A 13,096-nucleotide genomic window follows, 5' to 3' on the forward strand; every position below is an offset into this window, starting at 1 on the left:
TCAGTTTGTCGATAAACCCTCAGAGGGAACGATATATTTTTCTTGCCGACGAAAGAGGAAGCGATAGAGCGGCTGGTAAACAATCATTAAACCGGCGAAATGTGCTGCGAAAAGGGTAAATATCATGAAAGATTTTCGAATGTTTTTAGATGGTATTGGTGAACTGGAAAAGAGGGAACGGTTAGAAGGCATCCTAAATAACATTAAAGAGAAGTTTCCTCAATTGACAGAAGAAATTAAGTGGAATCAGCCAATGTTTACCGATCATGGAACTTTTATCATCGGTTTTAGCATTGCCAAAGAGCATATAGCGGTGGCTCCTGAAGCAGTAGTCATTAGTTTGTTTGAAAAGGAAATAGAGGAAGCAGGATATTCCCATACACAAGGGTTATTCAGAATAAAATGGACGGATAATGTGGATTTTGATTTGCTATATAAAGTGGTGGCCTACAACATTGAGGATAAAAAAGATATGACAAAATTTTGGAGGTAAAATGAACCAGTACAGAAAGAACGAACCGGAAGATGCAAAAACCGCCCTTATTTCAACTCTGCACAAGTGTGGAAAAATGCAGGAAAGCGGCAGGCTGCAGTCCTCGCAGAAAACTTTAAACGACTAGCGGGTAAAGTCGCTGCGGATTGCACTAGCACTTATTGAGAAAGAGATGAGGTGCAGCGATGTCGATTGACTATAAGAAAACCCAAAAAGACCTATACCAACCAAAGACCACACCATCCGTTATTGATGTGCCGGAGATGATTTTCATTGCTGTTGACGGTAAAGGTGACCCGAACACAAGCATGGAATATGCCGTCGCCGTTGAGTTGCTGTATGGGCTTTCCTACACCATCAAGATGAACAATAAATCAATCTTGGAATACGTTGTTCCGCCGCTCGAAGGACTGTGGAGTGTAGACGATGATTTTAAAGGCAACGGTGCGGCAATAACCGACAAGGGTAAGTTTATATGGACGATGATGATTCGACAGCCTGACTTTGTAACAGCGGACATTTTTGAAGCCGCAAAGGCTGCCCTCGCAAAGAAGAAATCGAACATTGACACATCAAAGGCAAAGCTCAAAACAATTACCGAAGGTTTATGCGTTCAGGTAATGCACATCGGTTCGTATGATGATGAACCAGCCACTATAGTGGCGCTTGATAATTTCGCAATCGAAAATGGCTATAGGATAGATATTGGCGAGACACGCCGTCATCACGAGATATATATATCTGATCCACGTAAGGTTGCACGGGAAAAGTTAAAAACGGTGCTTAGACACCCAATACGTAATGCATGAAATTATATACAGCGTTTGCCTGAGCGACTCAGCGGCAATTATTTCATGGTTGCAGGCAAACCGGCAAACATAACTTTTGGTATGTACGGGAGCAAAACCACTTTGCCTGTAGGCCTGTAATCACGAAGGTGTTGTCGTGGCTGATAATGAAATAATTCATTATATTCCACTACTGCCTCCGAAACGAGAAAAGCGACTCTGTATTAACTGCCGTGTGAGTACAACGAAAACTTCCCTTGTAAGAGATTGAAGGCATTGGATAAGCGCTACCGTACAAAATACCATTTGAGCATGATAGAAAACCTCAACTACATCAACGAATTTGGCATGGAGGAATTCTTAACCAAGGAACGTGATAAATGGCGTTGCAAATTGTGCGGGGCCACTATTTGCTGTCACAACGGACTATGTTTGAATTGTAATATTGATACGCTTCTTATAAATAAAAAATATCGGTGGGAAATGGATAATAAAAAACCGGAGACTGAAGTTATGAGATCAACCGAACAATTACTTGAGGATTTTGCATATTAATTAGCCCAGATATATTGGGATTTTTTGAGGACAATAAAAGGACTTCACCCCCGTATTTGCCGAATTTATAAGGTGACAAAACCAAAACCCAAACAAACACGAAAGGGGAAGTCACCTATGAATATTCGGCAAGGATACGTATTTTCCTTTGAGGATGCAATAAATTTGCAGCCCCGGTCACGTTTAGAGATAATTTTAGCCACCCTCGATTTTGATAACGTGATAAAAGCTCTTTGTAAAAATGAAAAACAACACAGGGGGCCAAATGGCTACCGGATTGAATACAAACTTAACGCATTAATTGCCATGAGAGTTTATAATATTGCCACTTTTACTGAATTAGTGGAACGTCTTACCCATGATCCGGTGCTCAGATATAACTGTGGCTTTGATGTTTTTGGTAAAGTGCCCAGCATTGCTACCTTTAGCCGTTTCTATGAGCGATTGACTCAGTCAGAAGTACTTCGTGAACTGTTTAGGAAACAGGTAAAAACAGCAGAATCAATGGGGCTTCTTGATACCAGTTCTATTGCCATAGATGCTTCTAAAGTAGATGCCAATGAGAAGTCAGTTCCACGTAAAAATATTAAAGACGATGGACAGTCAGCTAACTGGGGCAGCAAGCTGGATACTAATGGTAACCAGATAACCTGGTTTGGCTACAAACTGCATATCGCTACTGACGTTAAATCCGAATTGCCAGTAGCATTGAGCATAACCCCAGCCAGTACCAACGATGGTATAATGGCCGAAAATATCCTTGAAGAATGCAGTAATAACTTGAACAGTAAACCCCAGTATTATCTCATGGATGCCGGTTATGATCAAAAGTCAATATACGAACTAATCCGTAAGGATTACATGGCACAGGCAATCATACCGTTAAACCATCGCGGAGCCAAAGAACCCCCGGAAGGTCTGGATTGGGATGCGACCCCTATATGTTCAGCGGGCTATCGCATGATTTATTGGGGTGGCAGCAACGGGGTTAACAAATTCCGCTGCCCTCATGTTATGGGCAAATGTGATTGTCCTTTTGGTTCCTCCTGGTGCTCAGACAGCAACTATGGGATGGTTGTTAAAACCAGAGCCAGACAAGATTCCAGGTTATTCACAGTGCCCCATCGAGGAACTTCAAACTGGAAGCTGCTATACAACAAAAGAACCAGTGTAGAGCGATGTTTTGGGCGCTTAAAGGAGCATCTGGGACTTGAAACCGGACTTAATGTACGAGGTATTAAAAAGGTTAAAACCCATGCATACCTGAGTGTTATTACCATGATTGCTTCGGTTGTTGCGGTAAACAAAGCCAAATCATCTGAAGATATAGCTGCATAAAGTAAGCAGATATTAAGGTTTTTAAAGGAAAGGGGTCAATCTGTTCATTTTAAGATAAATCCAGTAACCTTGTTGATACTAAAGGCATAATTAACCAAAATTCAACTGGTTTTTATGCTCTAATACCATATTGTAGTTTCAAAGAACGTGATTTTTGCTATTATGCAAAAGTCTCACTTAGAAATCCTGATATAGAGCCGTCAAGTGACGTTATTGCAAAGGCACTTGGAGAAGCGTACAACGCCTATATAAAGTTTAACAACGAGCTTGCAAACCACGATATTCAGTTGGAATGGAATTACTACAACGACGGCAAGGCGTGGCTGGCAAAAGGACTGTATAAGTGGACAGGCGTTCGAGGCGGTCAAAATAAAAAAACCATTTTATGGCTATCGGTTTGGGAAGGTTTTTTCAAGGTAACCGTCTATTTTCCTGAAAAATCCCGTGCTGATGTGTTGAATCTTCCGCTTGATAATAAGATTAAGCTAATGATAGCGGATTCAAGACAAATGGGGAAACTGAAGTACTTTCCTCTTGTTTTTGACATTTGTTCGGATGAAAAGTTTGAGGCAGTTTTCTTGCTTGCTGATTTCAGGAAAAGCATTAAATAGGTGTGAATATATGGAGATTAAGAAATATAGCAAAGCCGATGAATCTTTACTTTTTGACCTGCTTGTCGATGAGGGAGATGAGTGGAGTGATTACCAAGGGGTAGCCGGTCGTGATAAGTGCATTAAAGCACTTGAATCGAGCATAACTTATGTAGCTTGGGTATCCATCCTCTGACTCTATCCTCGTCAAAGGTATAAGGATAGTGATCCATAATACCTGAATCAGCGAGGACAGCATACAATGCCCTTAGCGTCGATAACTATGAAGAAGTTGATCTGACCTTTAAAGATTGTCTACCATCTGTCTAATATGAGGAGGTTCATTATGAGTGAAATAAAAACAAAGCCAACCAATCTTGATGTTGATGGTTTTCTAATGAGTGTTGAACCGGAAAAAAAGAGAATGGATAGTATGGAATTGAAAAAGGTATTTGATAGCGTAGTAAATGAAAAAGCTACGTTATGGAATAACAATATGATTGGATACGGCTCTTTTCATTACAAGTCTGAGAAGAGCAAACAAGAAGGTGATTGGCCATTAACAGCATTCTCCCCACGAAAACGGTATATAGCTATATACATAATGTCAGGAGTAGAAAATTATAAAGAATTACTGGATAGACTGGGCAAGCACAAAATCAGTGCAGGTTCATGTATATACATTAATAAACTTCAAGATATCAATCTTGATATTTTGAAAGAAATAATTTCAACCTCTGTTGCGGATATGAAAAGAATATACAATGTTTGAATGTAAGAGGAAGTCAAGTCTGATTGTCTGCAGGCCACTGCTGGGGCGATTACTTTGCGTTTACCCGGATATATTTGACGCATTGCCAAGTGCACCTAAATTCTTACAGTTCGTTGCAGACTGCCTTCCTGCTTTCCCGGAGTGCAGAATGCTTGACTTAGGCTGTGGAACCGGATTATAGGAGGGTAGAGATGTTTCGAACAATGAGAAGATTTAAACAGGCTGTTTCTGAGGCCGAATGCAAAAAAATATTAACAGATGAGAAAAGAGGAACCTTTTCAGTTATTGGGGATAATGGATATCCGTATACTATTCCAATTAATTTTTACTATGATGATATAGATAATCATATTTATTTTCATGGTGCTAAACAAGGTCATAAAGTTTCAGCAATCACGAATTGTGATAAGGTGTGCTTTACTACATGGAACACCGGGTTTAAGAAAGAAGGTTGCTGGGAGTGGAACGTTACCAGCGTCATAGTTTTTGGTAGAGCAAAACTTATCGAAGATAGAAAAATGACGGAGGATAAAGTGCGTAAGTTGGCCCTAAAGTATTACCCAACCGAGGAGGAAGTTGAAGAAGAATTAGAACATGGCATCGATAGGGTTCAACTTTTTGCTATAGATATTGAGCACATGACCGGTAAGTTGGTTAACGAGAAGTAAAACTGAATTGAAAGCAGCATGCGTTTGCTGTAGACATTCATATTATTGTTTTTGGGCATGTGATGGATATCAGTAAAAATGGATAACGGACATAATTATAAGATAAATAGGAGAAAAGAAAATGCAAGAAGTTTATGAATTTTTAAAGAACTGTGGAACGTATTATTTAGCTACAGTGGAAGGAGACCAGCCTAGAGTTAGGCCATTTGCTACAGTGGATATTTTTGAAGCTAAACTTTATATCCAGACAGGCAAGATAAAAAAAGTATCCAGGCAGCTCCAGGCAAATCCAAAAGCAGAGATTTGTGCTTATGCTGATGGGAAGTGGCTTAGAGTATCAGGTAAGCTTATCAGAGATGACAGAGTAGAGGCAAAAAAGCATATGCTCGATAATTATCCAGAACTTCAAGCCATGTATTCAGCGGAGGATGACAATACAGAGGTTCTCTACTTTAAGGATGCAACAGCTACCTTCTATTCATTTACCGATGAGCCAAAGGTAATCAAATTTTAATAAAGATCTCTCCTTCAACCACGTCCAAGAACGGGAAGCGAGTCGAATTTGTTCGGTACTCGCAGCTAATCGCTGCAGATAGATCATGTGGGATCGCGACCTCGGTACCCGGGCTATGCGCCAGGCCAATCATTGATATGCTGCTGGTTGTCAATGGCTCTACCGACTAGCCATTCTTAGGCATTGGCATTAGCGGATTCTGGAACCCGAGTGGTTCGAACACCAGTAATTAGCCATTCTATTGTAAGGAGACAACTATTGAATCCCAAAATCTTTGAATTTGAAGCTATTATTCAAAAAGTCCCCGACCTGGACGGCGCGTATGTAGCATTCCCGTACGATGTTAAAACCTCTGCGCGAAGAGAATAACATATGACCAAATGGAACACAGCAGTCTGTGAAACAAACAGCATTAACATACACTATACAAGAACCGGAGGAAACAAACCGCCTGTAATTTTGCTGCATGGATTGATGGCTAATGGCCTGTGCTGGACAGGTTTGGCACAGGTTCTGGAGAAAGAATTTGATGTAATCATGCCGGATGCCAGAGGACATGGCGATTCGAGCGCACCCGACTGTGGATACCGATATGAGGACCATGCCAACGATGTTGTTGGTTTGATAAATGCCTTGAGACTTTCTCCTCCGATCCTGCTTGGACATTCCATGGGAGGGATGACTGCGGCTGTGGTAGCAAGTCGTAAACCAAATCTACTCCGTGGCCTGGTCTTAGCTGATCCTACGTTTTTGAGCCCAGAAGTTCAGCGAGAAGTCTACGAAAGTGGAGTCTCCGATCAGCATCGACGAATGCTCACCATGTCATTCAGCGAATTGGTGGCAGACGCGCGGAACAGACACCCTGATCGGTCAGTGGAGACTCTTGAACTGTTCGCACGAGCACGACTTCAAACAAGCATGTCTGCCTTTGACGTTCTTGCCCCACCGAGCCCTGACTATAAGATGTTAATAGGTGCAATTAACGTACCAAGCCTCATCGTATTTGGCGATAACGGCGTGGTTTCGTCTGTTGTTGCCGAAGAGCTGCAACGTCTTAATTCTAGACTTCAGGCAGAACAAATCCGGGGAGCTGGCCACAGTGTCCACTTAGACCAGCCCGAGCGTTTTGCGGCTGTCGTCGGATCTTTCATACGTTCAATTGGAACAGTCACTGATTCATGAATGGGATAAACTTAAATCTTCTGGCAAGATGACGGTTTTCAAATGAGAAGGATGAAATTACCTTCATCGAATGTGAAGAAGGAAAAGAGGTTAAAACGCTGGATGAAGGGAAGAGCTAATTGTCGCCTCGGGGCATTTTAGTAAACGGATATAGATATATGAGTAAATACGATCCGCTTTGGATTTGGATAAAAGAAAATTGTACATACAACTTCAAGCTGACCTATCCTGAGATAGAGGAAATCGCAGGTCTGCCCATCGACCATTCCTTTCTGACTTTCAAGTAAGAACTGATTTAGAATGGCTATAAGATCGGGAAAATTCTGTGAAGGACCAGGCTGTGGCGTTCAAGAAGATACAAAAATAATGTTAAGGAGAAGCTGAAACATGAAAAAAGTCCAAATCACCGTTATGAAAACAGCCTGCTATACTGATTTGATTGAAAAATATGAAAACCCGATTCTGCATACGTGTGATATGCAGGTAGGCCAGGTTTATATCGCCAATGGATGGCGGAAACCGGTCGGTTTTTGTGACAGCGCATGGGACAGTATATCTGCTTTTGTTATGACGCTTGCACATGGTGGAGAAGATCTTTATGACGGATGGATGAAAAACAAAAAATCTGCGATGATTTCCTGTAATGACGGTTTTCGACCGGTCAGCTTCCTTTTAGAAACAATGGACGAAGATGCAGAGTAAAGGCATGGGTAAAGGCATGGGGACGGTTCTTTTGCCTTTCTTTCAGGTGAAAAGTAAATAGATAAAAGAAGGAGTGCCTCCAAGAGGAGGTGCTTCCTTTTATTACAGGAAACTAATGTCAGAACAAAGAAAAGAAATAATATAGCTAATATGATCAACAAAGGAACTATTTAAGAAGTGATTGAATGAACTATGAAATAATCAATGGCGCGGACAAGATGAAAATAGAAGAGATCATGAATCTCCTGAAGCAAACCTATTGGGCCGAAAGGCGGTCCCAGGAAACGGTTGAAAAATCAATGCGCAATTCTCAGTGTTACGGTATTTATCTGAAAGATCAGAACATGCTGGTGGGCTTTGCAAGAGTGATTACCGATTTCGCAACGACTTATTATCTTTGCGATGTTGTTATTGATTGCAAATATCAGAATAATGGATTGGGAACAGCTCTCATTTCATATATAGAGAACCTGCCGGAATATCAAGGTTTAAGAGGTATTCTGATAACCAGGGACGCACATGCGTTATATAAAAAATTTGGATATGAGACCCTTAATGACAGGGTAATGGTCAAGGGTAGACTTTGATAGAGGAAACTAAAGATTATGTAGGCCAATGAAAAATTAACCAAGACTGAGAACAGTCATAATATGACATAGGAAGAATTAGCCGAGATACTATACGTGGAATAAGCGATTTTGGGGTGGAATTTTGCTGCCACGTCCAAGCCTACGCCGTTCGTGTAAAAGTACTCCAATATTCCTGCGACAACACTGCGCCTGGAATATGCGAGACAAAATAATGAAACACTAATCACGTCGGGACACATGAATGATGTGCAAAGCGAAGAAAGAGGCAGTTCATATATTTAGAGGATAATCGTATGAGTAAGGTAATTATTCAGGAATGTGAAAATTATGATCTGGAAACCTTAATTGAAAGAATTAATACGGCCATAGAAATGCTGGGCGGATGGGATAAATTTGTAAAGCCGCAGGACAAAGTACTCCTAAAGGTGAATCTGATCGGGCCCAAGTCTTCCGAATCCGCTGCAGTAACACATGCTGAATTTGTCAGAGCAATGGTAAGAATATTGAAAAGCAGGAACTGCAATGTATGGATCGGTGATAGCTCAGGGGGAGCTATAGCAGGAATAGCGCCTACTGCGCAGAGCTTAAAGGTTGCCGGATACGAGCGGGTGGCGAACGAAGAAGGAGCGGAGATAAAGAATTTTGACCGTGAGGGTGTGGTGGCTGTTCAACCGGAAAGCCGGTGTGAAGAAACGATGCATATCGCCAGGCCAATGTTCGATGCGGATGTAGTTATTAATTTGCCGAAATTGAAAACACACTCGGCGCAGATTTTTTCCGGAGCTGTAAAAAATGTATTTGGATGCATACCAGGGCTCAGAAAAGCCCAGTATCATAGAATGGCTCCCGAACCAAGGGATTTTGGGGAAATCATCTGCGATATCCATAAAGCTACCAAAATACAGCTTCACATCATGGATGGGATTCTGGCCATGGAAGGAGAGGGACCGACAGCAGGCAGCATTTATCAGGCTAGTAAAATCATCATCAGTGAGGACCCACTGGCACTGGATGTTGTTGCGGCCAAAATGGTGGGTATAAATGTTGAAGATGTACCCATACTGGAAACGGCCAGGAAGCGGAATCTAGGAGAAGGCTGGTTAGAAAATATCACACTTGCAGGTGATTATGAGCTAGTCCCCAGGTTGCTTAGGTTTAAGCTGCCCAAGCGCATCAGGGGAACAAAGAAGAGCAATAGTAAAGCCCTGGTAAAGATAATCGATTTTTTCAAAACACGTCCCCAAATAAATCCGAAAAAATGTAAAAAATGCAATATGTGTGTGGAAAGCTGTCCGGTACAGGCAATTGACACGGATACGAAGCAAATCGATTATAATGCCTGCATAGAGTGTATGTGTTGTCATGAGTTATGCATGTTTAAAGCTGTAGAACTTAAAAATCAAAATAGAGCTGCAGGCTTGATATCGGGATTTTTCCGTTAATGATATCGAAGAGAGTGTAAAATGCAATTATTCTTAGCAGCAAATCGTTTTCATGCTTTTAATAACTCGTTAATGAAATCCTTGGGGCGGGCGATAATCTGATGTTCCGAAAACGAACCCATTTATGTATACAGGTTGATAAAAGAAGCGAAAATAGGTAAAGTTGTCTTTGATAACGTAAAAGTTGACCACTTAAGTTGAAAATGATAACGAAAAAATTGACCACCCCAACCAACCTTTCCTGTAAGCTATGAGTTGTGCAAACACCAAAGCTACAGGAGGAAAAGGAATGATTGGGATGGCTACCAAAGAGTATATCAGGAAAATGCATTTTGTTGAAGGAGCATCCATACGTTGGATATCCAAGGAGACCGGGCATTCCCGGCAGTACATACGCAAAGTGATTGCTGAGGAAGTGCCCACCATACCCAAATACACACTGACAAAGATCAAAGAAAAGCCGGTCATGGGGCCATACCTGGACATCATCACTAGCTGGCTGCAAGAAGATGAGAACCGGCCGAAAAAGCAGCGGCACACTGCCGCTAGGATATATGAACGCCTGTGTGAAGAATATGGATTTAGCGGCAGTGAATCAACCGTTAGGCGCTGTGTTAGGGAAATTAAAAAGCAATTGGAGGGCGATAAGCGGGAATTATTCATTCCCTTGGAATTTGAACTAGGGAGTCATGCCCAGGTGGACTGGGGTGAAGCAGAGGTAATCTTGCAGGGTAAAAGCCAGAAGGTTTACCTTTTTGTGATGAAGCTATCAGGTAGCAGAGACTCATTCATGACTACCTTTTCCTCAGCCCGGCAGGAGGCATTTTTTGAAGGTCACAAGCAGGCTTTCGAATACTTCGGAGGAATCCCTAAAACTATCGTATACGACAATCTAAAAACTGCTGTAGCGCGAGTACTACAGGGAAAGGATCGTAAAGAACAGGATGCCTTTATGGCTTTCAAAGCCCATTACCTTTTCGAGGCCGAATTTTGCAATGTTGGGAGGGGAAATGAAAAAGGCCAGGTCGAAAACGAGGTAGGCTATCTGAGACGAAACATCCTGGTCCCTGTTCCCGAGGTAGCTTCCCTCGAAGAACTAAACCAGTTGATACTCATGAAGCTCTCAAAGTTCCGTCAGACAAGAATAGTACCTCATACAAAAAAGACCATTGCGGAGGTGTTTCAAGAGGAAAAACAATTGTTGCTGCCCCTGCCCCGGTACCCCTTTGACTGTTGTGTAGTGGTGCCTGCCAAAAGCTCCAAGGAAAGCACGGTGCGTTTTGATAACAACCGTTATTCAGTACCCAGTCGTTATGCCCGGTGCCGGATACATATCAAAAGCTATGTAAATGAAGTCCATATCTTCTACGAAGACCAGTTGATAGCAGTTCATCCTCGTTGTTACGAGCGAGGCCAGGATATACTCGACCTAAGTCACTATCTTGATGTACTGGAGCGCAAGCCATACGCCCTAAACCACGCCAAGGCTTTCAAAGAGGCGGGCTTGCCGGAGATATACCACCAGTACCTGGCTATACTCAGACAAAATAACGATAAAGCCAACCTTGAGTTTGTAAAAATACTAAAACTTAGAGTTAAACATGGGCCGGAGGTGATTGATGAAATTTTACAAATGGCCATGGACTGTTCCGTTTATCACTATGATGGCATTAAAGCCCTGTTCGACAGCTTTGCTGTGGCAGAATACTCGCACTGTAGCATGAGCGGGGAACGGGTAAAGAACATACCTGAATTTAGCGTCAAACCGCCCAATCTTAGTTGCTTTGACCAACTTTTAAAGGGAGGTGCAGCATAGTAGACATCGAGGCAAGGCTCAAGGAATATATTAAGACTTTAAAACTACCTACTGTTGGCCAGAACTATCAAGAAATGGCTCGGCAAGCGGAAAGTGAACGCTTAAGCTATGAGGAATTCCTTTTTAATCTTTTGGAACGAGAGGTGATGAAACGGGAAGAAAACCAGGTAAAAAGGTTAATCAACCAAGCCAGGTTCCCTTTGAAAAAGACCCTGGACACCTTTGATTTCACGCAAATACCAGGCCTTAACCAAACCAAAGTACTAACTCTTTCCCGGGGTCAGTTCATTAAGGATAAGGAAAATGTTATCCTGGCTGGTAACTCAGGTACCGGTAAAACCCACTTGGCAATAGCCCTGGGAATCTGTGCCTGCCAGTTGCGCTACAAGGTTGGATTTTACACAGCCGCCGGATTGGTGAATGAGTTGACGGAAATGGAGAGCGAGAAAAAGCTACTAAAATACCAGAAACAATGGTTGCGCTATGATTTAGTCATCGTTGATGAGCTTGGCTATATCCCGTTTAACCGCCGTTCAGCAGAACTGCTGTTTCAGTTCTTTTCTAGCCGTTATGAAAGAGGCAGTATGATCATTACCACCAACCTTGAATTCTCCGAGTGGAATCAGGTTTTTGGTGACGAAAAGATGACTGCGGCTCTTTTAGATCGGATTACCCATAACGCCCACATCCTGATTACCAACGGCGAGAGTTTCCGGCTCAAGCAGACCATGAAGAGGCAGCGTCCGTCACGACCCGCCTAACTATTTTTTTCCCTGGGTGGTCAACTTTTTCATGAGCGCGGTGGTAAACTTTTTGATTGACAAAGACATAAAGTATTTGTAATAATAACAAGATAGTATAAATGCTAGCGAAAGCTATTGAAATAAATGGTTAAGTCAAAACCCAGACAACTTTAAAAGAAAGGAGTTGTACTTATGGAAGGAAATCCAAAACTTATTGAAACGCTGAATGCTTTGCTTGCGGACGAGCTTGCAGCCATCAATCAGTATATCGTACACGCTGAAATGTGCGAGGACTGGGGCTATGGTAAGTTGCATAAAAGCTTTGAGAAGCGGGCAATAGACGAAATGAGGCATGCCGAAAAACTTATCGGAAGGATTCTGTTTCTCGGTGGAAGACCTACTGTATCCAAACTGAGTGATATTCATATTGGAAAAGACGTTCCTAAGCAAGTAGAATTTGACCGCGCTTCTGAGGAAGGCGCAATCAAAGCTTATAATGATGCCATAGTGCTCGCGGGTGAGGTACGTGACTATGCAACAAGGGATATTCTTATACAGATACTAAACGACGAAGATCGTCATATGGATGAACTTGAGGAACTCTTAGATCAGATCGAGCAGATGACTTTGCCAATGTTCTTGACAACTCAAGTTGATTAATTTTCTTATAGGCAAACTCAAATTCAAGGGGCTGTAGAAATAACAGCCCCTTTTGTGCCTCGGCTGAGCATCTGAGGATTTAAGGTACCTAGAGAGAAGCCACTTGATTTAAAGCAGCCCCTCCCTAAGGATTTCTAAGACCACTTTGGTGGTTATTTTTACAGAGGGTGAGAGCAGGATACATATAAATTACTACTTATTATCCTTTATAAATACATGAAAAAACTATGATAATTATAATAA

The 13,096-nt window shown here is 42.0% G+C and carries 16 protein-coding genes; all 16 read left to right on the plus strand.

Annotated features, from left to right (window positions below):
- Positions 1 to 124: 124 nt before the first annotated feature.
- Positions 125 to 493: an iron chaperone gene (locus AC15IQ_RS10560; RefSeq protein ID WP_483179020.1), complete on the plus strand. Its 369-nt coding sequence runs from the start codon at positions 125 to 127 to the stop codon at positions 491 to 493.
- Position 494: 1 nt separating this feature from the next.
- Positions 495 to 620: a hypothetical protein gene (locus AC15IQ_RS10565; RefSeq protein WP_483179022.1), complete on the plus strand. Its 126-nt coding sequence runs from the start codon at positions 495 to 497 to the stop codon at positions 618 to 620.
- A 58-nt stretch (positions 621 to 678) separates the two neighbouring features.
- A complete protein-coding gene (locus AC15IQ_RS10570) occupies positions 679 to 1,302 on the plus strand; it encodes a GyrI-like domain-containing protein (RefSeq protein WP_483179024.1) in 624 nt (207 codons plus the stop codon).
- Positions 1,303 to 1,953: 651 nt separating this feature from the next.
- On the plus strand, positions 1,954 to 3,174 hold the full coding sequence (locus AC15IQ_RS10575) for a transposase (protein ID WP_483179025.1): 1,221 nt from the start codon (positions 1,954 to 1,956) through the stop codon (positions 3,172 to 3,174).
- Between the two features lie 191 nt (positions 3,175 to 3,365).
- Complete coding sequence (locus tag AC15IQ_RS10580; protein ID WP_483179057.1) at positions 3,366 to 3,785, plus strand: DUF3788 family protein; 420 nt, start codon at positions 3,366 to 3,368, stop codon at positions 3,783 to 3,785.
- Between the two features lie 10 nt (positions 3,786 to 3,795).
- Entirely contained in the window at positions 3,796 to 3,960 is a 165-nt protein-coding gene (locus tag AC15IQ_RS10585; protein WP_483179027.1) for a hypothetical protein, read from the plus strand.
- 150 nt (positions 3,961 to 4,110) lie between these two features.
- Positions 4,111 to 4,536, plus strand: coding sequence for a DUF1801 domain-containing protein (locus AC15IQ_RS10590; protein ID WP_483179028.1), 426 nt, complete (start codon positions 4,111 to 4,113; stop codon positions 4,534 to 4,536).
- A gap of 191 nt (positions 4,537 to 4,727) precedes the next feature.
- Positions 4,728 to 5,204, plus strand: coding sequence for a pyridoxamine 5'-phosphate oxidase family protein (locus tag AC15IQ_RS10595; protein WP_483179030.1), 477 nt, complete (start codon positions 4,728 to 4,730; stop codon positions 5,202 to 5,204).
- A 121-nt stretch (positions 5,205 to 5,325) separates the two neighbouring features.
- A complete protein-coding gene (locus AC15IQ_RS10600) occupies positions 5,326 to 5,718 on the plus strand; it encodes a pyridoxamine 5'-phosphate oxidase family protein (protein WP_483179032.1) in 393 nt (130 codons plus the stop codon).
- A gap of 372 nt (positions 5,719 to 6,090) precedes the next feature.
- The gene (locus AC15IQ_RS10605; protein ID WP_483179033.1) at positions 6,091 to 6,900 is read left to right on the plus strand and encodes an alpha/beta fold hydrolase; all 810 of its coding nucleotides are present in this window, start codon (positions 6,091 to 6,093) and stop codon (positions 6,898 to 6,900) included.
- A gap of 387 nt (positions 6,901 to 7,287) precedes the next feature.
- Positions 7,288 to 7,602 carry a TIGR04076 family protein gene (locus tag AC15IQ_RS10610; RefSeq protein WP_483179035.1) on the plus strand — a complete coding sequence of 105 codons (315 nt, stop codon included), beginning with the start codon at positions 7,288 to 7,290 and terminating at the stop codon, positions 7,600 to 7,602.
- A 185-nt stretch (positions 7,603 to 7,787) separates the two neighbouring features.
- Complete coding sequence (locus tag AC15IQ_RS10615; RefSeq protein WP_483179036.1) at positions 7,788 to 8,189, plus strand: GNAT family N-acetyltransferase; 402 nt, start codon at positions 7,788 to 7,790, stop codon at positions 8,187 to 8,189.
- Between the two features lie 296 nt (positions 8,190 to 8,485).
- Positions 8,486 to 9,634 carry a DUF362 domain-containing protein gene (locus AC15IQ_RS10620; RefSeq protein ID WP_483179037.1) on the plus strand — a complete coding sequence of 383 codons (1,149 nt, stop codon included), beginning with the start codon at positions 8,486 to 8,488 and terminating at the stop codon, positions 9,632 to 9,634.
- Between the two features lie 289 nt (positions 9,635 to 9,923).
- Positions 9,924 to 11,450 (plus strand): IS21 family transposase, encoded by a 1,527-nt coding sequence (gene istA, locus AC15IQ_RS10625; protein ID WP_483179039.1) that lies wholly within the window; start codon positions 9,924 to 9,926, stop codon positions 11,448 to 11,450.
- 29 nt (positions 11,451 to 11,479) lie between these two features.
- Positions 11,480 to 12,211 (plus strand): IS21-like element helper ATPase IstB, encoded by a 732-nt coding sequence (gene istB, locus AC15IQ_RS10630; RefSeq protein ID WP_483179059.1) that lies wholly within the window; start codon positions 11,480 to 11,482, stop codon positions 12,209 to 12,211.
- Positions 12,212 to 12,385: 174 nt separating this feature from the next.
- Complete coding sequence (bfr, locus tag AC15IQ_RS10635) at positions 12,386 to 12,853, plus strand: bacterioferritin (RefSeq protein ID WP_483179041.1); 468 nt, start codon at positions 12,386 to 12,388, stop codon at positions 12,851 to 12,853.
- Positions 12,854 to 13,096: the final 243 nt, after the last annotated feature.

The sequence above is a fragment of the Syntrophomonas sp. DTU019 genome (assembly GCA_913757435.1).
Taxonomy (GTDB): domain Bacteria; phylum Bacillota; class Syntrophomonadia; order Syntrophomonadales; family Syntrophomonadaceae; genus DTU019.

What these genes read in the sequence shown, in the direction of transcription:
- istA (WP_483179039.1), top strand. Translation starts at nt 9,924, where the DNA reads ATGATTGGGATGGCTACCAAAGAGTATATCAGGAAAATGCATTTTGTT.
- AC15IQ_RS10610 (WP_483179035.1), top strand. Translation starts at nt 7,288, where the DNA reads ATGAAAAAAGTCCAAATCACCGTTATGAAAACAGCCTGCTATACTGAT.
- AC15IQ_RS10590 (WP_483179028.1), top strand. Translation starts at nt 4,111, where the DNA reads ATGAGTGAAATAAAAACAAAGCCAACCAATCTTGATGTTGATGGTTTT.
- AC15IQ_RS10575 (WP_483179025.1), top strand. Translation starts at nt 1,954, where the DNA reads ATGAATATTCGGCAAGGATACGTATTTTCCTTTGAGGATGCAATAAAT.
- AC15IQ_RS10615 (WP_483179036.1), top strand. Translation starts at nt 7,788, where the DNA reads ATGAACTATGAAATAATCAATGGCGCGGACAAGATGAAAATAGAAGAG.
- AC15IQ_RS10585 (WP_483179027.1), top strand. Translation starts at nt 3,796, where the DNA reads ATGGAGATTAAGAAATATAGCAAAGCCGATGAATCTTTACTTTTTGAC.
- AC15IQ_RS10560 (WP_483179020.1), top strand. Translation starts at nt 125, where the DNA reads ATGAAAGATTTTCGAATGTTTTTAGATGGTATTGGTGAACTGGAAAAG.
- bfr (WP_483179041.1), top strand. Translation starts at nt 12,386, where the DNA reads ATGGAAGGAAATCCAAAACTTATTGAAACGCTGAATGCTTTGCTTGCG.
- AC15IQ_RS10600 (WP_483179032.1), top strand. Translation starts at nt 5,326, where the DNA reads ATGCAAGAAGTTTATGAATTTTTAAAGAACTGTGGAACGTATTATTTA.
- AC15IQ_RS10620 (WP_483179037.1), top strand. Translation starts at nt 8,486, where the DNA reads ATGAGTAAGGTAATTATTCAGGAATGTGAAAATTATGATCTGGAAACC.
- AC15IQ_RS10570 (WP_483179024.1), top strand. Translation starts at nt 679, where the DNA reads ATGTCGATTGACTATAAGAAAACCCAAAAAGACCTATACCAACCAAAG.
- AC15IQ_RS10605 (WP_483179033.1), top strand. Translation starts at nt 6,091, where the DNA reads ATGACCAAATGGAACACAGCAGTCTGTGAAACAAACAGCATTAACATA.
- AC15IQ_RS10595 (WP_483179030.1), top strand. Translation starts at nt 4,728, where the DNA reads ATGTTTCGAACAATGAGAAGATTTAAACAGGCTGTTTCTGAGGCCGAA.
- AC15IQ_RS10565 (WP_483179022.1), top strand. Translation starts at nt 495, where the DNA reads ATGAACCAGTACAGAAAGAACGAACCGGAAGATGCAAAAACCGCCCTT.